Source organism: Tolypothrix bouteillei VB521301 (genome assembly GCF_000760695.4).
GTDB classification, from domain to species: Bacteria; Cyanobacteriota; Cyanobacteriia; order Cyanobacteriales; family Nostocaceae; genus Scytonema; species Scytonema bouteillei_A.
In genome coordinates, this window is sequence record NZ_JHEG04000001.1 from 1,425,928 (window position 1) to 1,449,004 (window position 23,077).

At 42.6% G+C, this 23,077-nt stretch carries 20 protein-coding genes; 12 read left to right on the plus strand and 8 right to left on the minus strand.

Annotated elements, in window-relative coordinates; all coding sequences use genetic code 11:
- Window positions 1-17 precede the first annotated feature (17 nt).
- Both rnc and HC643_RS05630 read right to left on the minus strand, forming a co-directional pair.
- Window positions 18-689 carry a ribonuclease III gene (gene rnc, locus HC643_RS05625; protein ID WP_038088898.1) on the minus strand — a complete coding sequence of 224 codons (672 nt, stop codon included), beginning with the start codon at window positions 687-689 and terminating at the stop codon, window positions 18-20.
- 539 nt (window positions 690-1,228) lie between these two features.
- Window positions 1,229-2,125 carry a pentapeptide repeat-containing protein gene (locus tag HC643_RS05630; protein ID WP_167844628.1) on the minus strand — a complete coding sequence of 299 codons (897 nt, stop codon included), beginning with the start codon at window positions 2,123-2,125 and terminating at the stop codon, window positions 1,229-1,231.
- 34 nt (window positions 2,126-2,159) lie between these two features.
- Between HC643_RS05630 and HC643_RS05635 the strand changes: the two genes are divergently transcribed.
- On the plus strand, window positions 2,160-2,426 hold the full coding sequence (locus HC643_RS05635; protein ID WP_137986471.1) for a PKD domain-containing protein: 267 nt from the start codon (window positions 2,160-2,162) through the stop codon (window positions 2,424-2,426).
- A gap of 96 nt (window positions 2,427-2,522) precedes the next feature.
- Here the strand turns inward: HC643_RS05635 and HC643_RS05640 are convergent, their stop codons facing one another.
- The 3 genes from HC643_RS05640 to HC643_RS05650 form a co-directional block, all read right to left on the minus strand.
- Window positions 2,523-3,242, minus strand: a complete 720-nt coding sequence (locus tag HC643_RS05640) for a pentapeptide repeat-containing protein (protein ID WP_050046387.1) — start codon at window positions 3,240-3,242, stop codon at window positions 2,523-2,525.
- Between the two features lie 543 nt (window positions 3,243-3,785).
- Window positions 3,786-3,968 (minus strand): type II toxin-antitoxin system HicA family toxin, encoded by a 183-nt coding sequence (locus HC643_RS05645; protein WP_050046385.1) that lies wholly within the window; start codon window positions 3,966-3,968, stop codon window positions 3,786-3,788.
- Between the two features lie 38 nt (window positions 3,969-4,006).
- Window positions 4,007-4,222 (minus strand): type II toxin-antitoxin system HicB family antitoxin, encoded by a 216-nt coding sequence (locus HC643_RS05650; RefSeq protein ID WP_017749609.1) that lies wholly within the window; start codon window positions 4,220-4,222, stop codon window positions 4,007-4,009.
- 659 nt (window positions 4,223-4,881) lie between these two features.
- Between HC643_RS05650 and HC643_RS05655 the strand changes: the two genes are divergently transcribed.
- The 6 genes from HC643_RS05655 (at window position 4,882) to HC643_RS40775 (ending at window position 9,980) form a co-directional block, all read left to right on the plus strand.
- On the plus strand, window positions 4,882-5,685 hold the full coding sequence (locus HC643_RS05655; protein ID WP_237265838.1) for a hypothetical protein: 804 nt from the start codon (window positions 4,882-4,884) through the stop codon (window positions 5,683-5,685).
- A complete protein-coding gene (locus HC643_RS05660; RefSeq protein WP_038088891.1) occupies window positions 5,682-6,617 on the plus strand; it encodes a DUF1822 family protein in 936 nt (311 codons plus the stop codon). The genes HC643_RS05655 and HC643_RS05660 overlap by 4 nt, the downstream gene beginning before the upstream one ends.
- A gap of 23 nt (window positions 6,618-6,640) precedes the next feature.
- The gene (locus HC643_RS05665; protein ID WP_038088889.1) at window positions 6,641-8,818 is read left to right on the plus strand and encodes a substrate-binding domain-containing protein; all 2,178 of its coding nucleotides are present in this window, start codon (window positions 6,641-6,643) and stop codon (window positions 8,816-8,818) included.
- A gap of 92 nt (window positions 8,819-8,910) precedes the next feature.
- Window positions 8,911-9,183: a hypothetical protein gene (locus tag HC643_RS40765; protein WP_063779545.1), complete on the plus strand. Its 273-nt coding sequence runs from the start codon at window positions 8,911-8,913 to the stop codon at window positions 9,181-9,183.
- Window positions 9,184-9,208: 25 nt separating this feature from the next.
- Window positions 9,209-9,592: a Uma2 family endonuclease gene (locus HC643_RS40770; RefSeq protein WP_202048589.1), complete on the plus strand. Its 384-nt coding sequence runs from the start codon at window positions 9,209-9,211 to the stop codon at window positions 9,590-9,592.
- Between the two features lie 250 nt (window positions 9,593-9,842).
- Window positions 9,843-9,980 carry a hypothetical protein gene (locus HC643_RS40775; RefSeq protein WP_202048590.1) on the plus strand — a complete coding sequence of 46 codons (138 nt, stop codon included), beginning with the start codon at window positions 9,843-9,845 and terminating at the stop codon, window positions 9,978-9,980.
- Between the two features lie 65 nt (window positions 9,981-10,045).
- Here the strand turns inward: HC643_RS40775 and HC643_RS05680 are convergent, their stop codons facing one another.
- The 3 genes from HC643_RS05680 to HC643_RS05690 form a co-directional block, all read right to left on the minus strand.
- A complete protein-coding gene (locus tag HC643_RS05680) occupies window positions 10,046-14,974 on the minus strand; it encodes a DUF4011 domain-containing protein (RefSeq protein WP_038088886.1) in 4,929 nt (1,642 codons plus the stop codon).
- A 219-nt stretch (window positions 14,975-15,193) separates the two neighbouring features.
- Window positions 15,194-16,186: a sugar-binding transcriptional regulator gene (locus tag HC643_RS05685; protein WP_050046384.1), complete on the minus strand. Its 993-nt coding sequence runs from the start codon at window positions 16,184-16,186 to the stop codon at window positions 15,194-15,196.
- Between the two features lie 98 nt (window positions 16,187-16,284).
- Window positions 16,285-17,088, minus strand: coding sequence for an SDR family NAD(P)-dependent oxidoreductase (locus HC643_RS05690; RefSeq protein WP_038088884.1), 804 nt, complete (start codon window positions 17,086-17,088; stop codon window positions 16,285-16,287).
- Between the two features lie 185 nt (window positions 17,089-17,273).
- On the opposite strand from HC643_RS05690, the gene HC643_RS05695 reads away from it, so the two are divergent.
- The 5 genes from HC643_RS05695 to HC643_RS05715 all read left to right on the plus strand — a co-directional run bounded on the left by HC643_RS05695 (window position 17,274) and on the right by HC643_RS05715 (window position 23,068).
- Window positions 17,274-18,623, plus strand: a complete 1,350-nt coding sequence (locus HC643_RS05695; RefSeq protein WP_038088882.1) for an ABC transporter substrate-binding protein — start codon at window positions 17,274-17,276, stop codon at window positions 18,621-18,623.
- Between the two features lie 7 nt (window positions 18,624-18,630).
- Window positions 18,631-19,554, plus strand: coding sequence for a carbohydrate ABC transporter permease (locus tag HC643_RS05700; RefSeq protein ID WP_038088878.1), 924 nt, complete (start codon window positions 18,631-18,633; stop codon window positions 19,552-19,554).
- A 2-nt stretch (window positions 19,555-19,556) separates the two neighbouring features.
- Entirely contained in the window at window positions 19,557-20,378 is an 822-nt protein-coding gene (locus tag HC643_RS05705; protein WP_038088876.1) for a carbohydrate ABC transporter permease, read from the plus strand.
- A gap of 79 nt (window positions 20,379-20,457) precedes the next feature.
- Window positions 20,458-21,615 carry an ABC transporter ATP-binding protein gene (locus HC643_RS05710; RefSeq protein ID WP_038088873.1) on the plus strand — a complete coding sequence of 386 codons (1,158 nt, stop codon included), beginning with the start codon at window positions 20,458-20,460 and terminating at the stop codon, window positions 21,613-21,615.
- Window positions 21,572-23,068 (plus strand): mannitol dehydrogenase family protein, encoded by a 1,497-nt coding sequence (locus HC643_RS05715; protein WP_038088868.1) that lies wholly within the window; start codon window positions 21,572-21,574, stop codon window positions 23,066-23,068. The genes HC643_RS05710 and HC643_RS05715 overlap by 44 nt, the downstream gene beginning before the upstream one ends.
- The last annotated feature ends 9 nt before the right edge of the window (window positions 23,069-23,077 follow it).

The window sequence follows — 23,077 nt, forward strand, 5'->3', positions numbered from 1 at the left end:
TGTGAGAGTAGCACAATTCATTTTTTGACACGAGCCAGTGCATCCTCAGCCGCCGCCTTTTCAGCATCTTTTTTGCTGCGTCCCTTACCTTCGCCGTATACGCGATTATTTACAAGTACTTTGGCTGTGAATTCAGGAGCGTGGGAAGAACCACCAGCTTGGACTGTAACATATTTGGGAGGTGTTTGAGTCACATTACGCTGTACCCATTCTTGAAACTTATTCTTTGAATCTATGCTAGAGCGAGATTCAACAACTTTTTGTGGTACGGAATCAAAAAGTGGTTCTATAATTTGACGAACCGCTTCTGTATCTGAATCGTTGTCTAAGTAGTAGGCGGCTATGACTGCTTCAAAGGTGCTGCTAAGCAAATTGGGATTGTGGTACCCACCTTCTCGAATCGCTCCTTTGCCCAACCGCATCCTTAAGTCTAAGCCAACTTCCATAGCAAACTTTGCCAGTTGCTTTTCATCAACAAGTGCGGAACGTCGCCGAGTGAGTTCGTCTTCTTCCTTATCTGGATGGCGGCGATGGAGATATTCAGCACTTAAAAAAGTTAGCAAAGCATCTCCTAGAAATTCCAGACGTTCGTTGTGTTCTCCTGCATCTGGGTTTTCATGGACATAAGAACGGTGAGTGAGAGCATGGCGCAAAAGTTTTTCATTTCGGAATGTCAACAGTTTGTGCATTGGTCTGTTTGATTGTTAGGTGTGATGTGCGTGTTATGGCAATCTTATTTGAATTATGGAAATTTTAACGAACCGCAGAGGCGTTGAGGGCGCTGAGGGAGGAAAGAGGGGATTTCAAAAATTAAACTGGGTTCCTATTACAGTACAGGTATTTGTCTGAGAAGTTTAGTAATTCGCTAGCTATCTACATGAGAAATTCTAGGTGACTCTATCAAAGGCAAAACCCAGTTTCTTAAAGTCACTTTGTTTTTAAAATTTATAGAATTTTTAGATTTAGGGCACTTCAAATTACTTAAAGTCAATCGCAAATTTTCCCGACACACAGTCTACCTTTGCCAGTCATGATGCGATCGCTTATCTTAGTCTCCGTACAATTTACTGGTAACAAATACTGTTTTTCTAGAAATATTAATTTATCCGAGAGCAAACAATTTAACTTTCTGTCTAATATACCTGAAGAGATTCGGAGTATTCTTAAGGGCAAAAATCCTTATCCTTCGCTTTCAAGCCCTCTCATTGCTCAGACAGAAAATGAGAATTTATTCTTCAAAGAAAATGTTTTCGCTGCTGGGGTGCAGTTTCCCAGTGGGTTCGTCAATGAAGACGCCATCACACCAGGTAACATGGCACTTGAAACTAGGTTCTTCACCAGAAGCGCCAAAATTAGCGCCTTGGAAATTGGAACAAACATAATTAGCACAGGTAGAATCGATCCCAACCCCATTCATTCCACGGAAGTCGCAATAAATCAGCATAATGCTTTCAAAGTTGCAAATATCCATGTTGGCATCCCGAAAATCACAATAGATGAATTTGGTCATCAAAAAATTAGAAGCACGGAATTTGACATTGCTAAAGTTGACGTAGCTCAAGCTCGCGCCGCTCAAGTCAATGGACTGGAGGTCAACGCCGCTCAAGTCACCACGATGCAAAACGATACTTCTAAAGTTTCGCTCCCCATCTGCATAACGCCTGAGCAATTCTCTTGTGGTAATAATTCTGGTGTCACTATTTTCAATACTGCCATCAGGCATAATGGTATTACAAAAAATAGTCCTTTCGTTGACTTGAATATTAGCCAAGTTGGCATCAGTCAAGTTTGCACCGCTCAAGTTAGCACCGCTCAAGTTGGCATCGCTCAAGTTGGCACCAGTCAAATTAGCACGATCCAAATTAGCACTTCGGAGATTGGTATTGCTCAAGTTGGTGTTAATAAAAAGAGTATTGGTAAAGTGAGATCTTTCCAAATTAGCACTCCTCAAGTTAGTATTCATCAAACCACCGCTCTCGATGTAAACTCCGCCCAAATCGACGTTGCTCAGGTTGACACCAATCAACCAAGGTGGTCTGACAAAGAAAGCTCCCAAATTAATTCTCCTAAAATCTCTTTCCCCTGCAGCATATCGTTGCAACAACTCCTCAGCAGTTATAGTCATCTATACACCTCCGCATTAATCGACACATACAAAGATAACCACTGTTACAGGACAAACTGTTAGCCATACCTTCGTTGACAATGGCACTTACACCGCAACGCTCACAGTGACTGATTCAATGGGCACATCTGTCGTTCAAACGCTTTCACTGAGTGTCAACAATGTCGCACCCCGAGCGATCGCACTTGACGATTTTGCAGTCAACAAAGGAACTGCAATCTCCCTGAACGGTAGCTTCACCGATCGGATTTCTTCACAAATATTTCTAAGGATATCCAAGATGCTATTGAACGGACACTGAGTCCTGAAATAACCTCAAGGACATCTCTTTTGACAAATCTTAGATTTAGAAAGTTTTGAGGTGTTTAATCCTAGCAGCTTTTCTTCCTCATTAAACCTAGAGGTTATTGCTAACCATTCCCCCGTCTGGCATAATGGTATTGAAAAGAATGCAACTATCAACATCAGCATCCCAAGCACCAGTCAAATCCGCATTAGTCAAATCAACTTGTTCAAAGACAGCGCAGTCCAACATAGCATTGCTCAAGTTAACACCTCTCCAATTAGCGTCTTTCACGTAGGTAGAATACAGGTCAGCACCGCTGAGGTTGGCATCACCGAAATCAGTACGCAACAATAGAGCAGAATCCAAACCAGAATTTCTCAAGTTGGCCCTACTGAATTTGGCATCTCTCATCTTGCAATACCTCAAATTGGCATCTTCCAGGATAGCATCACAGAAGCTAGCTTCAGTCAGATCGGCACCCCCCAAATCGGAACCCCTCAAATTGGTGCGAATAAGCTTGGCACGAATCAAGTCAGTATTAATCAGGTTTGCACGACTCAAGTCAGCACCGCTCAAGTCGGCACAACTCAGTTTGGCATCAATCAGATCGGCACCGCTCAAGTTAGCACCACTAAAATTGATGCCAACCAAACGGCTTCGGCGCAGTTTACTTTGACTGAGATTAATTCCATTCAAATCGGTGGCACCCATCGGGTTTTCGTACTTATCCCAGACAGCCCCACTCAAATCAGCCTCACTCAAATCAACCCCACTAAAATCTCTCTCCCCGATAGCATATTGCTGCAACAACTGCTCAACAGTTATCCTCATCTATATACCTCCCGGTTAATCAACACATATGCGCCCACTGAAACAAATAGGGAGCATCCCTATTTGGAAAAAACACGCTTGCGATTGAAATCACGTCTACACAAACGAAGTCCCTCCGGGTTCGCCAGTTCCCTACGGCGGGAAACCCGCCTGCAGGACTAGACTCACCGCCTGCGCGGACTGTGTACAAAGTCCACGTAGGTGGACTTTGTTTGTATAGCCGAGGCAGCGCGTTGCGGGGGTTCCCCCCGTTGAAGCGCCTGCCGTCCAGAATTCCATTCTGAGGGCAATTGGTAAATTTGGGATACTCCCGCATCAACAAGACTTTTAACAAATAAATATTCTTCAATCGTAGATATATAAATCGGAAAATTTACTAATTCTTCTGGCAATTGAGATTCATGCAAAGCTTTATTTAACTTACTTACAGTTTTTAAATACAAGTAAGCTATATAAAAAATAAGAAGTAATAATATTCCCAAAAACAAGAAACAAAAATATGAAAAGTATTGTAACATTTGTAGACGAACTGCGAGCACTAAATTACCGCAACTCTAACATTTCTTCTATTGTCAAATTAATATCACTTGCAATTTGGCGTAGCAACCTAGGAGAAATATCACGCCCTTTGTGAAACGGAACAGTTGTTCCTCTACCGTCTTCATAACGAAACTGCTTATATGAGCCTTTCTGACGCACCTCCACAAAGCCAAGGCTTTCCAATATCTTAACGACTTCCTATGGTTTCAGAACGGCTATGTTGCTTATGCTGAATAGATGACAATCTGTTGCGTACCAACAAACTCTGTCTCGAATATGACCTCTTCGTCCTCCAGAAGCATCTCAATCACTTCACGCAAATTTTCAAGTAACTCGTCTAAGGTTTCTCCTTGGGAATGAGCGCCTGGAAATCCAGGAACATAGCCCACATAAAGTTTGGTATCAGAATCTTTCTCGACGATAGCAGTGAAGGTTTTCATGATATTAACATCGCAATTGTTTCACTTATTCAGAGCATAGCGTTTACATGATTTCGGGAAGCACCAGTATTTTCATCATTTGAGCGATCGCTTTTTCGACTAATCGTTCAATTCGGAATTGCCATTAAATATACCGTAGCAAGAGCTAGCAACAACTTGCGAAAGAAATTATACCAATTTTCGATAAAGATGCATACAATTAGCCTGCGAAGCGCCCTCTTTATTTGTATAGCTCCACCCTTCTAGGGTGAGGGCAATAATGTGCAACTTCACATAGAGTTGGTCTTAGAGTGATGGAGTAATTAGATTATCCAATGAAATCCAAGATTCTAGAGTAAGCGGTTTTACTTGTTGGATACGTTGAAAATCATCCTCGGTTGAACCACGGTTAGATTGTAGTAGATTGCAGTTGCAGCAAGCCAAAGGTCATTAGCCATCATTTCATAAAAAGTCTGGTGAGGGTAGATAGAACTATAGAACCCTTACAAAGGAGCGTTATTCTTGTCAAAGCCACCTGTAGTACAAAGATACTTTTTTAATCCGAGGCGGAGCCTCTAGAGCTGCATTCCCAGGCGGAGCCTGGGAACGAGTTGGTGGAGGAGAGAAATGATTACTTAGTTAAACATTTTACAAAATTTGATTTAATATGTTTGATGGAGATGATGACCACTATATCTTCTGAAAATCAGTTAAACTCAAGCTGTTCGAGTGCTTGTATCTGGGAGTTATTATACGCAGAACAAGCACGGCAGTTGCGGGGAAAAATTGCTGTGGATGAACAACTGCAAAATCTAATTCATGAGGTTTGCCGTCATGCAGATTTAAGTGCGGAACGGCAAAAAGCTCTCAATCGGCTGCTCGTACAACTACAGCAACTACCCGGTATCTATAAGTCTGTTCACCAAGATTATCCTCAGGCTTTAAATGATACTTGGCAATGGGTTGGTCGCAGCATCTGTGATTTTCAACCACGCCGGAGTTCCGTACAACAAAGCTTGGTCAGTTGGATTAATGGCTACCTGAAGTGGAGAATTGTAGATTTGTACGCTAAGGACAATCAATATGTTACCAGTTTAGATAAACCAATACGGAATGATGATGGAGACCAAATAGCTCTGCTCGATTTCTTGCCCGATCCACAATTTACAAGCCTTTCTTTAGACTTATTAGATATTAAAATTCTTCAACTGCAAGAAGGGGAACGCCAGGATCTCGGTCAAAAAATAAAGGCACAAATTATACAAGATACCCAAGGGACGCTCTGTGCAAGTCATCCGCGAAAGCACCCAGAATGTCACTGTCAGTTATTGGCAAAGCGTTTGCTATTGCAGGAACCTCCTGAAAAAATTTCTGACATTGCCAGAGAGTTTGATATAAACAACCAAACCCTTTATTCACACTGGAAGCAAAAATGCCTTCCTTTATTAGCAGAGCTTGGACGAAATTGCGGGTATAAACCATGACTAGCGTAGAATTAGAACCGATTGGTGTTCCTCTGGGTAAAGATGCTCATCGTTGGGCTGAGATGTTTGCCTCAGAACAAGCGACACCCCAAAAAGGCAAACAAGTCTATCTCAATACTTTAGCTGTGTGTGCCGTTCACAGTTATTTAAAATGGTTGATGGTGGAAACCGACCTTACCAGTGGTGACAGTTGGGAACCGGGTTTGCGGGCAATTTTTAATGTTGCGGATTTAGTTGTCCCCAATGTAGGAACATTGGAATGTCGTCCGGTGCTACCTGGTGAGATTGCTTTTGAGTTACCAATGGAGGTCACTGAAAATAGAATTGGTTATGTGGCAGTTCAATTTAGCGATCGCCTGGATTCCGTACAATTACTGGGATTTGCTCGTGCCACAACTGCTGATGAATCTCTTGAAACTGTACAACTGTCTCAGCTACAGCCTTTAGAGGCTCTCATCGAGACTATTTTCCCCGTTCATAGCAACGAAGTTGTCAGTTCTAGAATGAAATCAGAACAGTTTTTCGTTAACTTGCGTCAGTGGTTTGAGGGAATTTTTAACCAAGACTGGCAGCCTGCTGAATTGGCGCTTGCGGGTAATTTTAGGCACATGACTCCTGCAACCAATTTTGTAAGTCGGGTAAAAGAAATTTATTTGGTCGATCGCCCATTACGCCTTGTCGTACAAGTGACACCTCAAGAGACTGACTCAGTTGATATTCGCTTGCGTCTTTACCCAGGGAAGAATGGAAATTATTTGCCGGAAAATTTACAGCTTGTTTTGTTTGATGAAGTAGGAAGTGCTTGTATGGAAGCACAATCTAAAAAAACTGACAGTTGGATGGAATTGGAGTTTAGTTGCCAACAAAACGAAATGTTTAGTGTCAAAGTGGTGTTAGAAGGGACAAGTTTGACTGAAAAGTTTATTGTCTGAGCATCAAATAACAGGTTACCTGTATGGGCATTGTCAAGATTAAAATCAGGCGAACATCAGAAGAGGGATTTCTAGTTATTCTGACAGCAACAAATCGTGAATATGAAACGGAGGGCTTTCTTTTACCACTTCCACCAGAATTAGAAACTTCTTTTACTCAATGGCAATCTGCTTATCGTCAAATTGAAGATGTAAGGTCTTGCATTGCTCCCGCACCGGGTTTGCGTTTAACACCAAAGAGCGTGATAGTTCATTCCAACTTGGAACACACCCAAGCGCTGAAGACTAACCTGAATGAGTGGTTGAACTCGGGAGATAGTAAATGGCAGCCGATTCGGGATGGCTTGATTGCGATCGCCCAACAATTGCATTCCTCAGGTGAAGAAATTCGTGTCATTTTGGATGCAAAAGATATTAACTTGCGGCGTCTCCCTTGGCAAGAGTGGAGTTTATTTGAGCAACACTATCCTCAAGCGGAAATTGCCTTAAGTGCGCCTAAAACAACAGACCACAAGAGCGTTGCATGTCCCAACAGTTCAAAAGTTAGAATTTTAGTGGCTGTGGGGAGAAGTGACGGGATTAATACTAAGGACGACATAGAAGTTGTTCGCCGATTGGAGGAACTTGGAGCTGAAGTTGTCTGTTTGATGCAACCGAATCTCAAAAATTTGTGTGAAGCCCTTTGGGACGAACAGGGCTATCACATCTTCATTTTCACCGGACACAGTGGGAGTCGAAAGGATGGGCAAATTGGTTGGATAGAAGTTAATGACCGAGAAAGTTTAAGTATTGAGGAATTTAAGGAAGCATTAAAAGAAGCGATCGCCAAAGGATTGCAATTAGCAATTTTCAACTCCTGCGATGGTTTGGGCTTAGCCAACCAACTTGCTGAGTTACATTTGCCACAAAGCGTTGTGATGCGGGAACCCGTCCCCGATCCCGTGGCTGTGGAATTTTTGAAACACTTTTTCTACGAGTTTACTCGCAATAAATCTTTATTTGCTTCGGTCTTGAAAGCCCGCAAACGTTTGGAACATTTTAAGTCCCGTTATCCCGGTGCTATTTGGTTACCCACAATTTGCATTGCGTCTAATGTCGAACCTTTGACTTGGGTCGGGTTGAGCGGAAATTCTCCTAAACCCCCAACTTCAAAGCTAACCACTGCTAAATTCGAGCGCCCATATGTCCCAATTTTTAAAAGTCAAAAAGCCGCTTTATGGGCTGGGGTGATGGGATTGTGTCTTGGTTGTGCGCTCGTCGCAATTCCCGCGACTATTGTTCTCAACCAGCGATCCGAATCAGCACAACAGCTCGAACAAACCACCATCAAATCGCTCTCGGTTCCAGTTGGAACTTGGCTGTATGGTGGAAGTACAACTTGGGCACCCATTCGTGGTTTGGTAGATAAGAAAATTAAACAGGAATTACCCGAATTTAACTTGACTTACACTCAACATCCTACTTTACCACCCGGTTCGGGAACTGGTATCAAGATGTTATTAGATGGTCAAATTTCTTTTGCTCAGTCTTCCAGACCGATTCTAGATAAAGAATATGAACTGGCGGCTGCGAGGGGTGTGAAACTCAAACAAGTTCCTGTGGCAATTGATGCGATCGCGATCGCAGTTCACCCCAGTTTAAAGATTGAAGGTTTAACTGTAGAACAACTCAAAGGAATTTATACGGGTAAGATAACTAACTGGAGTCAGATAGGTGGTCCCGATTTAAAAATAACACCATTATCTCGCCCATTAAACAGCGGAACAAGTGAATTTTTTAAAGAAAATATTTTAGAAAACCAAGTGTTTGGTTCAAATATTGTCTTTATTCCCACAACCACTCAAGCACTGAACAAAGTGGGTAATTTTCCAGAAGAAGGAGCTATTTATTATGCTTCAGCTTCTGAAATTATCAAGCAGTGTACTGTGAAAACTTTACCCGTCAGCCGTCATAGAGGAAGTGCTTTAATTTCTCCGGAAATAATAAGTTCTCAACCAGGAGAGAAGTGTCAGAGACAACACAATAAGCTCAACCTTGAGGTTTTGCAAAATGGGGAATATCCATTGACGCGACGCCTTTTTGTCATTATTAAACAAAACGGTCAAGTCGATGAACAAGCCGGAGAAGCTTACGCGAGTTTATTGTTAACAAGAGAAGGGCAAAACTTAACCGAGAAAGCTGAGTTTATTCCCATGAGATAATCTGTACAAGTCTTTACGGTGATAGAATTTTCCACCATACATATAGTTCAAAGATCGAATAAAATTGCTATAGAGGTTTAAATTTGTGTAAAATGACAGCAACAATTGCTATACCCATCAGCCAGATAGAGTTAGCACCTGGTAGCGCTATCAAGATTGATAGAGTGACTTGGGAAAATTACATCACACTCTTAAAGGAACTTGGAGATAATCGCCCGACACGTATTGCTTATGATAATGGAGTATTAGAAATTAGAATGCCCGGTCAATTGCATGAAGCAGCTAACCGAGTTCTTGCTGCGTTCGCGAAGCGCAAGCCGTACCCGGCTTATCGCTCTTACATTAGCAGAAGAATTCGGTTTTGATTTTAACGATCTGGGATCTATGACCATGAATCGACAAAACTTAGCAAGGGGTATTGAACCCGATAGTTGTTTTTACATTCAAAATGCTCGAGCAGGACAAGGGCTTAATGAAGCTATTCCTGACGACTTCCCACCAGATCTTGCTTTAGAGGTTGATATTGCCAACAAGTCAGATAGTAAGCTAAGCATTTATCAAGCAATGTTAGTTCCTGAAGTGTGGCTTTATCAACAAGAAACCATCAAAATCAAACAACTGCGAGAAGGGAAGTACATTGATTCACCTACTAGTCGGGCATTTCCTTTAATTAGTGCAGAACAGTTGAATCAGTGGCTGCAGTTAAGAAGAACTGGGACGGATTTATCTGTTGTAAGGGCTGTCAGGCAGTTTTGCCGGGAAGAAAGAGCTTGATGAGAAGAGTTAAGTTTTGATAATGTCAGTTAATTTATATTTATGGCAAAATATATTTATAAACCGTCTTTAAAGAAACAACAGCGCTAAAAACTTATGTCGTTCTGTAACTTCTATACTTTGGATGTTAAATAGACTAGCAGAAACTTATAAAATAGAAGAATTTCAAACTCTACAAAATTCTTTCAAACCCTTTTTAAAACATAAGGGTGAAACTCCAGAAGAATAACTCTTAAAAAATCAAGATGCCATGAACTTATTGAAAAGCTGGATTGAAGAAGAAGTATCAGAAGAAAAAGTCAAAGAAAGGGAAAGATTTTTTGAAACTTTTAAAGAAATCATAGATAATGAACGACCATCTGGTTATAAACTTTACTCAAAAGAATGATTGTTTTCTTAGCCACAGGAGTACTTGGTTTAGTATCTTCTCCCAGTAATACTGGAGATGTAAAATTAGCTATTCATTTGTTGTAGTTGTTCGATCCTTTCTATCAAAAGACGAACTTGAACAGGTTTGTTACGAAACCAATCTGTTGACCAAATCCGGTGAATTTTCCAACCTAACCTTTCAAGCACCTGTTGTCTTAGCCGATCGCGATCTCTTGCAGTGGGTGAACTATGGTAAGATGCGCCATCGCATTCAATCCCCAATAAAAACTCACCTGGGCGGTTATTGTTGACTACGGCCAAGTCAATCCGATAGTCCGAGCATCCAACTTGGGTGCGTATAGTGTATCCCTGGTGGACTAAGGTATGATAGACATCTTCTTCAAATGGGGAGTCAAAACAAAGCGTATCTGTGTAGGAGTTACCTTGCAGTCTTTCTCCCCCACTTGCTACGTATTCCAAGTAATCACGTAGTAATTTTATGCCTTTGCTTTGAGTGCGTGTTAAATCAATGTCACCAGCTTGTATGGAAGACACCAGTGTAATTTTGCTTTTTGCCCGTGTGACAGCTACATTTAGGCGTCGTTCTCCTCCTTGGCGATTCAGGGGACCAAAGTTAAGAGAAAGCTTACCTTGCTCGTCACGAGCATAGCCTACGCTAAGTATAATGACATCTCGCTCATCACCTTGAACGTTTTCCAGTGCTTTCAGAAAAAACTGAGGTGAATTATCGCTGCAAAAAGTCTCAAAATCGGGATTGTTTTTTCCTAAAATCTCAATTTGCTCCTGAATTGCATCAGATTGGGCTTCGCTAAACGCAATAATACCAAGAGATTGCTCGGGAAACTGTTGAAAATGCTCTAATGCCAACTGAGCAACTACTTCAGCCTCACGTCGATTATCTCTGCGTCCACCGCGATCGTAGACTCCATTAGGAACATACTTAAACCAAACGCCCAAATCGGAACTCTGTACTGGGTTGGGAAATGTAACTAATTGAGAGTCATAAAAATGTTTATTAGAAAAAGCTATCAACCGTTCATCTTGACTGCGATAATGCCATTTCAGCGTTCGCCTAAACATAAAACTTGAACATTCATCCAAAACACTTTCATAGCTTGCATCATCCTCATCATTAATATCTTCTTCGCTGTCTCCGCTTGAGAAGAATGATGTGGGAGGAAGTTGTTTATTATCGCCAATGACAATCACTTGATTGGAACGGATAATCGCAGGAACTACATCCTCTGTACGCAGTTGAGATGCTTCATCAAAAATGAGAACATCAAAATGAACTACATCTGCATTGATGTATTGGCTAACTGAAAGCGGACTCATCATCCAGCAAGGCTTCAACACTTTGACTAGATTTGGTATCCCCTTTTGTGTGTCGTTGAGGAGTTTACGGATAGGCAAATGTTGTCTTTTCTTAGTCGCTTCTTTTTTCAGCTTTGGCAACTCAGCTTGAGCCAATGAAGTTTTTTCCCAATTTTTCCAACGTTGCACGTGAAGTTTTTTTAGACGTTCTCTAGCAACATTTAATTGGTTATAGTCGAGTTTGGCAAATTCCTTAATTAGCCGTTCGTGTACTTCAACATTAAAATTTTTCAATTCAGGATTTCTAGCAAGAATTGCATCAAGACAGGTTTGGTAAATCAGCTTCTCTAGAATTGGAAACCAAAGTTTAGAATCTATTTTTCGATCGCGTACAGCATTTAAAAACTTATCAGTTCCCATCTCTTCAAGTTGCTGATAGGTTTTTTTATAGATTAACCATTCTTGAAAATAAGGTAGTTCAGAATGAACCAAGTTCAAGAAAGCTTCTAGTTCGGCAAAGGGAATTTGATGACGCAGTAAGTAAGAACTTGTAATGTCAGTTTCATCAAAATATGACAATAAAAACGCTAGTCCTTTCCTAATACTATTATGACTTGATTCAAGTTTCTTAACTAACTCAGCCAGATCGCGTTGTCTAGAGGGAGAATTTATAACACGTTGAACGGAATCAGCCGAAAGCGAATACTTTTGTAAGCCAGTCAACCAATTTAAAGCTTGTTCAATGGGTTTCAATTCCGCTTCGCTAGAAACTTCTGGATTAAACAAAGAGCCAAAAACCTGACGGGGTAGGTAATCAACTAGACGTAGCCTATTTTGCACATCCTCAATAGGATTAGGTTTATTGTCTCGCAAAGCTTCTAAGAACCTTTTAGCTCCAAGCTTTTCAAGTTTTCCATAAGTTTCTTTGTATATCAACCATTCTTGGAAGTAGGCTAAGTCAGATAGAGCTAAACTTAAAAAACTTGCTAGTTCCGTAAATAAAATTTGATTTTGAGGCAGATATTGACCAATAATATCAGTTTCATTAAAGTATAACAATAGAAAATGAATACCCTGTCTAATATTTTCAGGAATGGATTCAATTTTCTTAACTAATTCAGATAGTTCGCTAAATGCAGAGGGAGAATTGATAACGCGCTGAACGCAGTCAGCAGGAAATGAATAATTTTGTAAGGCAATTAACCAACTTAAAGCCTGTTCAATCGGTTTCAATTCTGCTTCACTAGAAATTTCTGGGTTAAATAAAGAGCCAAAAAGTTGACTGGCTGGGTAATTGCTTTGATATAGTTCGTTTCGTGCGGCTTGTATTTGAACTGCTTGTGCTAAATCCCGTTTTAATTCGTTGTGAGAAATTTGCCCCTTTTTAGTACTTAGCTTTTTCAAAAGCCTGACATCACGCCTGTAGCTGGGATTAAAAACTCTAATAAGCCAAAAGCGACTATATTTCTGGTATCTGTTGGCTAAAGCAGGCAATTCTGAAGAGAATAATTCTGCATTATATTTTTGTTTTAAAATTAACTCATTTTCTTGTAGGAAATTAACATCTTCTTTCAGTTTATTAAAGGCATTTTGAGCAGATAAAATATCTGTTCTAATCCAATTTGCAGGGAAAATCGATGGAGCTTTCAATATATGTTTGAGAGGAGTTAAGCGAGCTTCTGCATCTTCCAAATTTAATAAAGGCTCAATTCCTAGAATTATTTGAAGTTGATGACTACTTATCTGAATCAAAGAAATTGCTTGTTGGAGTTTATTAATTTTTTGAGTAATTTCTAATTCCAATTGTTCAGAAAAAGATGTTAAGGTGCTTTGTGCCCAAACAGTTGTTTTTTCTCCTCTTAAAAAGGGTAAAAATGAAGAAAGCCGACTCAATAAATTTTGTGCTTCTTGCGAAAGCTTATTTTTTTCAATTTCTTTTACGTCTTCTTGCAGAAGCGTCAAAGCATCCCGAGCAATAGCAATATCTACTTTAACCCAATTTTCAGGCAGATTAGATGGAGCTTTTAGTATATAGATTAAGGCTGGATAGAAGCTTTCCAGAGATTCTAAATTTTGTAAAGAGTGAACTTGTAAAGTCTCTTGTAATTGTGGATTAAGTTTTTGGACAGAAAATAACGCTTCTTGAAATTCCTCTATTTTATCCTTGATTTCCAATTCAAGTTCATATGAATAAGTATCGAGAGAACTTTTTGCCCAAACGGTTGTTTTTTCTCCTTTAAAGAAAGGTAAAAACTTCGCTAATTCATTTAAGAGACTTTTGGCTTTTTGGAATCTATTTTGATTCCACTCATAGTATTTGGAAAATACAACATTTAAGCTTGGTATTGCTTCACGTTGTTTTCTCAAAAGTTCCCCAAATATCTCGAATGGTGATTTATCTAGAGGCTGCTCTTTGGTATGTAACCTCGTAAGATATGAATTTATGGATTGACGATTAGAAACGAGTTGTTCAAAGAAAAAAGAGCGATCGCTTAGCTCGTTAATTTCTGTAAGATAGGCAATAGTTTGCGATAAATTATTAACCAATTCCCGTTTATCTGTTGTGCTGCTATGATGGAGATTGAGGCACAAATGATCTAGCCCACATTCAGCAATACGCTTTTGGACTACATTTAGTGCTGTTTCTTTTTCTGCAACTAATAAAACTGATTTACCATCACTAACCAGTTCAGCAATCATATTCACAATAGTTTGACTTTTGCCCGTTCCTGGTGGACCTTGAACAACAAAGCTAGAACCTGCCTTAGCTGCTTCAATAACGACTTGCTGGCTCGAATCAGCATCAAGAATTTGAAATGTTTGTTCGGGTTTAATGTGTGAATCAAGAGCAGATGCAGGCAATGGTTCTTTATAGTTAGACTGATATATGCTCAAATCACCACCCATCGCCTGCAATATGGGATGGGAAAAAATTCGAGCTTCATTTTCGATCAAGTCCCGAACCATTGCAGCTTTGGCATAGGAAAACAATGAGAGAAACACGTTTTCTTTAATCTGCCATTTATTTTGCTCTGCTAGCAGGTTGCGGATCTGAGCAAACAGTTCACCGTAGCTTATTCCTTGTACAGATTCTCCCTCTGGAAACTCAATTCCAAAAGTTTGCTTTAACTTTTGTCCTAATGTAGGATTGAGTGCAATATCTTCCTCTAAAATAGATAGTTTATAGATATCTCGTTTAGGTTCCTTCATTAATTCTACGGGAACCAAAATCAGTGGGGAGAGCAAAACATCGTCTGGTTTATCCTTGTCGTACCAGGTCAAAGTTCCAAATGCAAGAAACAAGCTGTTTACTCCTCGTTCCTCAAATGATTTTCGCGCCTCAGCACGTAATTTTTTGAGCCGTTTCAGTTGCTCGTTACCTGTTTGACGAGTTCTTAATTCAAGAGGATTTTTTTCTGTTGGTAATGCTTTGGGTTTTCCTGACTGGGAAATATCTTGATACTCGCTATCAACGAGCTGAAAATGAAGCAATTTCTTCCCTTCTATAAGGTGTTTGAAGAGAAGGTCTGGTTCCTGTGTCAGAATTTCTAAAATTCGAGGGCTATCTTGCCGAAATTTAATCAGAGGGTTTCGCCGTCCCAAGTCAGCCAGTCCAGCTTTCCACTTGGCAATTTTTTGAATAAGGTTTGATTGAGAGCCGGGAGTGGACTGTGGCATTTTAGGTTTTTTGGTAAATTAGAGATGTTATCATATAGTATACTAGCGATTTCTTAGGTGAGTATTTGTCAGCCAACTGCTCTCCTAGGGAAAATGAATAAAGTTGATTTCAATAAGCAAAAAACCATATTACTTTACTTATCAGGCAGAGGAGCCACTAACTACCAGTTAATACTCAGATGCATTAAAAGTTTTATCCACTTTAAAGGCAAATTGGTACTAAATTTTAGTAAGAATTGCTTGAGCCGCAACTTCATCAGTAATCAGCCCCGTAATTAATTTGCCACGCAGAGCAGCCAGAATTGCTTCTGCTTTTTTCACGCCACCAGCTACACCGATAATGAGTCGGCGTGCGGGTTGTTCGAGCGGTACACTGGCAACCCGGCTGTTGGTTCCTGTTTGCAGCAACACCCCGTAGCGATCGCAAGCCCAACCCGCAATTTCCCCTACGGCTCCGAGTTCAATCAATTCAGCCACTTCTTCGTCATTAATGAAGCCATCTTGATGTAATGGAGCATTCCAAGCAATATGACTAATTCCGACAAATGTTACTTTAGCTTGCTCTGCAAGAGCTTTGACGGTGATAAACGATCGCTGAGTCTGCAAGAGTTCTCGTTCTTCAATGCTAGTCGCCACAACCGGGGTCGGTACTGGGTAAGCTTGGGAACCGACGCGATCCGACAAATGTATGACCACTTCGTGGCGACCTGCACGCCCGCAGTGAGACATATTCCCAATAATTGAAACAATCTTATGCTGGGGTTGGTTCATTGAGGGAATTTGCTCCACCATTGCTCGCAATGTCCGACCTGAAGAAAACGCCATTATAGTTGGAGTTTTTGCAATCAGGTAAGCCTCTAAGTGGGTAGCAGCACATACCCCAAGTCCTTGTAATATATCGCTTTTGCCTGCATCAGTTGGTACCACTTCACAAAGCGACAGACCAAACTTATCGCGTAACGACTCAGCGAGAGCAATACACTCACTTAAGGGATGATCGAGCCGAAATTTGATTAATTTTTTAGTGACTGCCAGTGCAACCAGACGTTGTGCAGCCTGTCGGGAAACATTGAGCTTTGCTGCAATCTCCTCCTGTGTATTTCCAGCAATGTAATAAAGCCAAGCAGCATGAGCGGCTAGATCTAATTTGCGAGACCTAGGAGGCAAGCTAGTTTTGCTAGCATCGTGCCCCTCTAAGAAAGGTTCTCCCATATCCCACCTTTAAAGACTGTGTAGCTACCAAAAGAAAGAGCGGATTAATTTGAGTATATGCCCAAAGACATATTTTTTGCTCAAAAGTTGTTCAATTTCTACTGCCCTCCTGTAATCTCCAAATTGAATCCAGTGATGTAGCTTGCCTCGTCACTCATCAGAAATGCCACCCCATTGGCAACCTCATCTAGGCTACCCAAACGGCGCATCGGTACTGAATGAATCATCTGTTGCTCAACAACCTTGGGATCGGTATCAAAGTACTGGGAACCGACGGCTGCTTGCAATTCTGTTTGTCGCGTCCACATAAAACCGGGACCGATGAGGGCAGGGGAGAGGGCATTCACCCGAACTCCGTGAGGAGCCAAGTCTTTCGCAGCCGTTTGAGTCATTCCAATGACAGCAAACTTTGAAGCGGCATAGGCAAGCATATTTGGCGGACCAACAACCCCTGCATAACTTGCCATATTGACGATGACTCCTCCTCCTGCATCCCGCAAATATCGTGCAGCAGCCTTCAGAACTTGAAAAACGCCAACAACGTTAATGTCGATGACCTTTTGAAAGTCATCTTCGGGATATTCGTCAGTCTGAGCAAACACTCCTTGATAGCCCGCATTGTTAAAGACATAGTCTATATGACCGATCTGCTCTACAGAACCAGTAAAGGCTTTGGCAACATCATCAGCAGACGTAACATCGCAACGAAAAGTGCCAATTGGAACGTTATATTCTTTGAGTTCCTCAGCCACACTTGCCATCTTCGGTTCATTCAAATCCAGCAAGGCTACACCCGCGCCATTAGCGGCAAAACGGCATGCAGTAGCTTTACCAATATCTCCCGCACCACCCGTAATGAGGATAGTCTTGCCTGCAAACTGGTAAGTTGCTTTCGCTGTCATAGTTTCAACCTCTTCTACAACTTTAGTTTTGGATTAAAAATTGGGAGTAATTGAAGAATTGTTGCAAATACCTCTCCTCAAGGTGAGATTGGTATGATTCTATTATTGAGCTTTTGCCCAATAGTAGAGCATAAAATTAAAAATTTAATTTGTTTGATTTTTTACTTTAGATAAGGAGTTATGCGATGCGTATTCCCCGCTTCGCTAGAGTGCTGGCTGCATTCCTTGCTGGAGTGATGCTGGTACCGCTGCTGCATGCTTGTTCACCGCAATCCCAAGCAGCAGAGAAAACGACATTAACGATCGCCACTGTTAATAATGGCGATATGGTGGTAATGCAAGATCTTTCTCGCACATTTGAGAAAGTCAATCCCAGTATTCAACTCAGGTGGGTTGTACTGGAAGAAAACGTGTTGCGCCAGCGTACAACCACAGATATTGCCAGCCAAGGCGGGCAGTTTGATGTCCTGACCATCGGTTCTTATGAAACACCAATCTGGGCTAGGCGGAATTGGCTGACACCCTTAGATGGATTGGGAGCAAACTACGACGTCAATGACTTGCTCAAACCCATACGAGAAGGGCTTTCTCATAACGGCAAACTCTATGCCGTGCCATTCTATGGAGAAAGTTCCATGCTCTACTACAGGAAAGATTTGTTTGAGAAAGCCGGGATAACAGTTCCCGAACAACCAACTTATCCCCAAATAAGAGAATGGGCAAGCAAAATCCACGATCCAGCGCGTGGTGTTTACGGGGTTTGCCTGCGCGGGAAACCTGGTTGGGGTGAAAACATGGCATTTGTTTCCACGTTGGTCAACACCTATGGCGGACGTTGGTTTGATATGAAGTGGCAACCGACCATCGATACCCCCGCTTGGAAAGAGGCAACTGGCTTCTATGTCGATCTGCTCCACAAATATGGACCCCCCGGAGCCAGTTCTAATGGATTTAACGAGAATCTTGCTTTATTCTCAACAGGCAAATGCGGTATGTGGGTGGATGCAACCGTTGCTGCAGGGTTGTTATCCAATCCAAAAGAATCTCAAGTTTATAACAAACTGGGCTTTGCCCGTGCGCCCATTGAAAAATATCCAAATGGCTCAAACTGGCTTTGGGCATGGGCGCTAGCGGTTCCCAAAACCTCAAAATCACCCGCAGCCGCTCAAAAATTTGTTGCCTGGGCAACCTCCAAAGAATACATCCAACTGGTTGCGCGAGAAAATGGCTGGGTTGCTGTACCGCCGGGTACTCGGACTTCCACCTATGAAAATCCCAATTATCGAAAAGCTGCACCCTTTGCAGAAATTGTGCTGAAAGCGATTCAATCAGCTGATGTCACCCGTCCATCCGCAGAACCTACTCCCTATAAGGGAGTTCAATACGTTGATATTCCAGAATTTCAGGCGATCGGTTCTTCAGTCGGGCAAACCCTTGCAGCAGCACTAACCAATCGGACTTCCATAGACCAAGCGTTGCAGCAATCGCAAAGATCGACTGAACGCTTTATGAAACACACGGGTTATATCGAGTGAGTTTTCTATGTCTTCTTCATTAGCGGTAAAACCTCAACGCGAAACGCCACCACCTACCGAGCAGCGTACCAGGCGACAAGTGTCAACCTTACCTTTGGTTGCTCCTTCAGTTGTTGTCCTGCTGCTGTGGATGGTTGTGCCTTTGGTGATGACGATATGGTTTTCCTTTCAGCGATATAACTTGCTGAATCCAGATGCACGAAAATTCATTGGGATTGAAAATTTTACCTTCATCCTCAGTGACTCAGCTCTGTGGACATCCATCGCCATCACAATAGTTTTGGTTGTTTCTGTCCTGGCAATCACAATCGGTCTCGGCACATTACTCGCAGTGCTATTTGACCAAGACTTCTACGGTCGTGGAATTGCACGAGTGTTGGCAATCTCTCCCTTTTTCGTGATGCCTACAGTCAGTGCCCTGATTTGGAAAAATATGCTGATGCATCCAGTGAACGGGTTGTTTGCTCAAATCACCAGGGCTTTGGGTTTGGGGGCTATTGATTGGTTTACAAGCGTTCCCCTGCTTGCCATCATCATTATTGTTTCCTGGGAATGGTTGCCCTTTGCCTTACTGATTTTGTTGACCGCTATTCAATCCCTCGATCGCGACCAGTTAGAAGCAGCCCGGATGGATGGAGCAAATGCGATCGCGATCTTTCGTTTCGTCATGTTGCCCCATCTTAGCCGCGCCATTTCGGTGGTTGCTACCATCGAGACAATTTTCTTCCTGACCATTTTTGCCGAAATCTTTGTGACCACAGGTGGCGGTCCGGGGCTAGCAACCACCAACCTTGCTTATTACATCTTCTTAAAAGCTCTGTTGGAATTTGATGTAGGTGGTGCTTCAGCGGGTGGATTAATTGCTGTGATTCTTGCCAACATCGTAGTTATCTTTCTCATGCGTAGTGTTGCTCGTAATTTGGATACCTAAAAATGGCACGTAAAACCTCAAAGCGCTGGCTGTGGACATTACTTGGCTGGCTTACCGCTTGCATTTTGTTTTTCCCAATTTTCTGGATGTTTCTTACCAGTTTTAAAACGGAAGTAGCAGCAGTTTCTACTCCCCCTCAGCTGTTTTTTCAACCGACATTGGAAAACTATGTTGCCATCCAAGATCGGGCAAATTATTTCAATTATGCCTTTAACAGCGTAGCAATTTCCCTAGGAGCAACCATACTTGCGCTGTTGCTTGCTGTACCTGCTGCTTATGCAATGGCATTCTTCCCCACGAAGCGTACCAAGGGTACTTTACTCTGGATGCTGTCTACTAAAATGCTACCACCCGTTGGGGTGCTGGTGCCCATTTACATTTTGTGTCGCAACTTGCGGTTACTGGATACCCGCATAGGATTAATTATCATTTATACCCTGATTAATTTGCCGATTGTTATCTGGATGATCTACAGCTTCTTTAAAGAGGTTCCTAAAGATATTCTTGAAGCCGATCGCATGGATGGAGCAAGCACCCAACAAGAACTCGTTCACGTGTTGTTACCTTTAGCATTACCGGGAATTGCATCCACCGCATTGCTTTCGATCATTTTGTCTTGGAACGAAGCATTTTGGAGCCTGAACTTAACAACAGCAGACGCTGCACCACTGACAGCATTTATTGCTTCATTTTCAAGTCCTCAAGGATTGTTTTGGGCAAAACTTTCGGCAGCATCAACACTGGCGATCGCGCCTATCCTGATCTTTGGTTGGTTGAGTCAACGGCAATTAGTTCGAGGTCTTACCTTTGGGGCGGTGAAGTAAAAGACAGTCCCAATGAAACAAGTTTCACCGCCAAACATGAGAATCTTCATTCCCTCACTCCCTCACTCCCTCACTCCTTATGTCAACAGTTGCTTTAAGAGATATTCATAAAACCTATGCCGAGACTGAGATCATCAAAGGCATCGATCTTGACATCAAAGATCGCGAATTTGTTGTCTTTGTTGGTCCCTCTGGTTGTGGGAAATCGACTTTGCTCCGCATGATTGCTGGGCTTGAGGAAATCTCCTCTGGAGATTTGCTAATCGACGGGCAAAAAGTCAATGACGTACCTCCGGATAAACGCGGTTTAGCAATGGTGTTTCAAACCTATGCTTTATATCCTCACATGACCGTGGCAGAGAATATGGCGTTTAGCCTCCGCCTTGCGGGTATGCCGAAAGCCCAGAGGTATGAAAGAGCACGTGAAGTGGCTCGCATCCTCCAACTGGAGCCGCTTTTGAATCGAAAGCCCAAAGAACTATCGGGAGGACAACGTCAACGGGTGGCGATCGGTCGTGCTTTGGTGCGGAATCCCAAAGTCTTCTTGTTTGACGAGCCCCTATCTAACCTTGATGCTGCTTTGCGGGTGCAGATGCGGATTGAGCTTGCTAGCTTGCATGACAGCCTGCAAGCTACGATGATTTATGTAACCCACGACCAAGTTGAGGCTATGACCCTTGCTGACAAAATTGTGGTGTTGCAAGGCGGAATTATAGAACAAGTGGGTTCGCCACTCGAACTGTACCACCATCCCCGCAATCTATTTGTCGCGGGATTTATTGGTTCGCCCAAAATGAACTTTATCTCGGTGACGGTAGCAGCCGTCAATGACTCCGGTACAACGGTTAGACTTCCTGGGGACGCAACTGTAATGATTCCGGTGCAACCTAAAACCCTGTCAGTTGGAGATAGAGCAACATTGGGAATTCGTCCCGAACATCTGCGCCTCGATCGCACGAACTCAAGCGTGAATGGCGAGGTGTTAGTTGTAGAACGATTGGGCGGAGAAACCTATCTTTATGTCAAGATTGCGGGTGGTGACACCTTAGTCGTGCAAACAGATGGAGATAATCCTGCCAAAATACACGATTTCGTTTCTATTGACATTAACGGTGAACTTTGCCATTTGTTCGCTCAAAACGGTGAAGCCCTTCCCAAAGCCAATCGTCACCACCTAACCCTTGATAAATCTTATGAACAGCAATACCAGCACGGGCTCAGCAATCAAGCTGAATGAAGCATCTCTGTCTCGTTTAGCAAATAACGTTCGCGTACCCAATTACGATCGCCACCAAATTACCAATGGCATCGTTCATATCGGTGTGGGTGGGTTTCATCGAGCACATCAAGCATTATACCTTGATAATTACTTCCACCAGCATCCCGGCACTGATTGGGGAATTTGCGGGATGGGACTGCTGGATTTTGACAAGCGGATGCGGGATGCACTGAAGGCTCAAGATTGTTTGTATACATTAGTAGAACGGTCACCAGAAGGCGATCGCGCTCGTGTTATCGGTGCAATTACGCAATATTTATTTGCGCCCGATAACCGTCAAGCAGCGATCGAGGCGTTAGCAGATCCGAAATGCCGCATTGTCACGCTGACAATTACGGAAGGGGGTTACTACTACATTGAAGGAAGCGGTGAATTCGATGCCAATCACCCGACGATCCAGTACGATTTACAGCATCCTCATGAGCCAATCGGAGTCTATGGCTTTTTGACAGCAGCACTGGCTCGTCGCCGCCAACAGGGGCTAGCACCGTTTACCGTCTTATCCTGCGACAATCTACAAGGTAACGGCAACATTGCCCGCAAAATGTTAACGGCATTTGCCCAAATGCGCGATCCTGAGTTGGGAAACTGGATTACCGAACAAGTAGCCTTCCCCAACTGCATGGTCGATCGCATTACTCCCGCCACAACCCCAGCAGATATCAAAATGGTGGCGGAACAGTTTAACATTGATGATGCCTTCCCAGTTGTTGCCGAACCGTTTCTCCAGTGGGTTGTGGAAGACAAGTTCTGTGCGGGGAGACCCGATTGGGAAGCTGTTGGCGTTCAGATGACAGATGATGTTCATCCCTACGAAATGATGAAAATCAGGTTGCTCAACGCCAGTCATTTGTTAATTGGCTATCTCGGCACTTTAGCGGGGTACACTTACGTTCATGAGGTTATGGCTGATAAATACATCCGCCAAGCAGTTGATAACTTGATGGAAGAAGTGACTCCCACACTCCAACCCGTGCCAGGAATTGATTTAGACGATTACAAAAAGACCTTAATCGAACGCTTTGCCAATCCCAAAATTCGGGATCAACTGCCGCGTCTTTGCCTCAATAGTGCCGCCAAAATGCCAAAATTTGTTCTCGGTTCGCTCCGCGATGCGTTACAGCAGGGAGGAGCGCTCGACTACATGAGCTTTACAGTTGCTGCATGGTTCCGTTACCTCAACGGACGGGATGACCGAGGTAACTCCATTCCCATTGATGACCCAATGTCCGGTATCTTGACTGAACTCGCTCTTTCCGGCGGCTCCGATCCCAAGCCATTGCTCGGCTTAACTGAAATTTTTGGCGACTTATCACAGTCGTCGCGTTTTGTCGATTCAGTGACAAACCATTTACACAGTTTGTACGAGCTGAGCGCTCGCGAAACATTAGCCCAAATTCTGAAAATTTAGGAGGGGGAA

Excerpts from the sequence above, each read along its gene's own strand:
- rnc (WP_038088898.1), bottom strand. The coding sequence starts at position 689 with ATGCACAAACTGTTGACATTCCGAAATGAAAAACTTTTGCGCCATGCT.
- HC643_RS05630 (WP_167844628.1), bottom strand. The coding sequence starts at position 2,125 with ATGACTATAACTGCTGAGGAGTTGTTGCAACGATATGCTGCAGGGGAA.
- HC643_RS05640 (WP_050046387.1), bottom strand. The coding sequence starts at position 3,242 with ATGAGGATAACTGTTGAGCAGTTGTTGCAGCAATATGCTATCGGGGAG.
- HC643_RS05650 (WP_017749609.1), bottom strand. The coding sequence starts at position 4,222 with ATGAAAACCTTCACTGCTATCGTCGAGAAAGATTCTGATACCAAACTT.
- HC643_RS05655 (WP_237265838.1), top strand. The coding sequence starts at position 4,882 with ATGATGACCACTATATCTTCTGAAAATCAGTTAAACTCAAGCTGTTCG.
- HC643_RS05660 (WP_038088891.1), top strand. The coding sequence starts at position 5,682 with ATGACTAGCGTAGAATTAGAACCGATTGGTGTTCCTCTGGGTAAAGAT.
- HC643_RS05665 (WP_038088889.1), top strand. The coding sequence starts at position 6,641 with ATGGGCATTGTCAAGATTAAAATCAGGCGAACATCAGAAGAGGGATTT.
- HC643_RS40765 (WP_063779545.1), top strand. The coding sequence starts at position 8,911 with ATGACAGCAACAATTGCTATACCCATCAGCCAGATAGAGTTAGCACCT.
- HC643_RS40770 (WP_202048589.1), top strand. The coding sequence starts at position 9,209 with ATGAATCGACAAAACTTAGCAAGGGGTATTGAACCCGATAGTTGTTTT.
- HC643_RS40775 (WP_202048590.1), top strand. The coding sequence starts at position 9,843 with ATGAACTTATTGAAAAGCTGGATTGAAGAAGAAGTATCAGAAGAAAAA.
- HC643_RS05680 (WP_038088886.1), bottom strand. The coding sequence starts at position 14,974 with ATGCCACAGTCCACTCCCGGCTCTCAATCAAACCTTATTCAAAAAATT.
- HC643_RS05685 (WP_050046384.1), bottom strand. The coding sequence starts at position 16,186 with ATGGGAGAACCTTTCTTAGAGGGGCACGATGCTAGCAAAACTAGCTTG.
- HC643_RS05690 (WP_038088884.1), bottom strand. The coding sequence starts at position 17,088 with ATGACAGCGAAAGCAACTTACCAGTTTGCAGGCAAGACTATCCTCATT.
- HC643_RS05695 (WP_038088882.1), top strand. The coding sequence starts at position 17,274 with ATGCGTATTCCCCGCTTCGCTAGAGTGCTGGCTGCATTCCTTGCTGGA.
- HC643_RS05700 (WP_038088878.1), top strand. The coding sequence starts at position 18,631 with ATGTCTTCTTCATTAGCGGTAAAACCTCAACGCGAAACGCCACCACCT.
- HC643_RS05705 (WP_038088876.1), top strand. The coding sequence starts at position 19,557 with ATGGCACGTAAAACCTCAAAGCGCTGGCTGTGGACATTACTTGGCTGG.
- HC643_RS05710 (WP_038088873.1), top strand. The coding sequence starts at position 20,458 with ATGTCAACAGTTGCTTTAAGAGATATTCATAAAACCTATGCCGAGACT.
- HC643_RS05715 (WP_038088868.1), top strand. The coding sequence starts at position 21,572 with ATGAACAGCAATACCAGCACGGGCTCAGCAATCAAGCTGAATGAAGCA.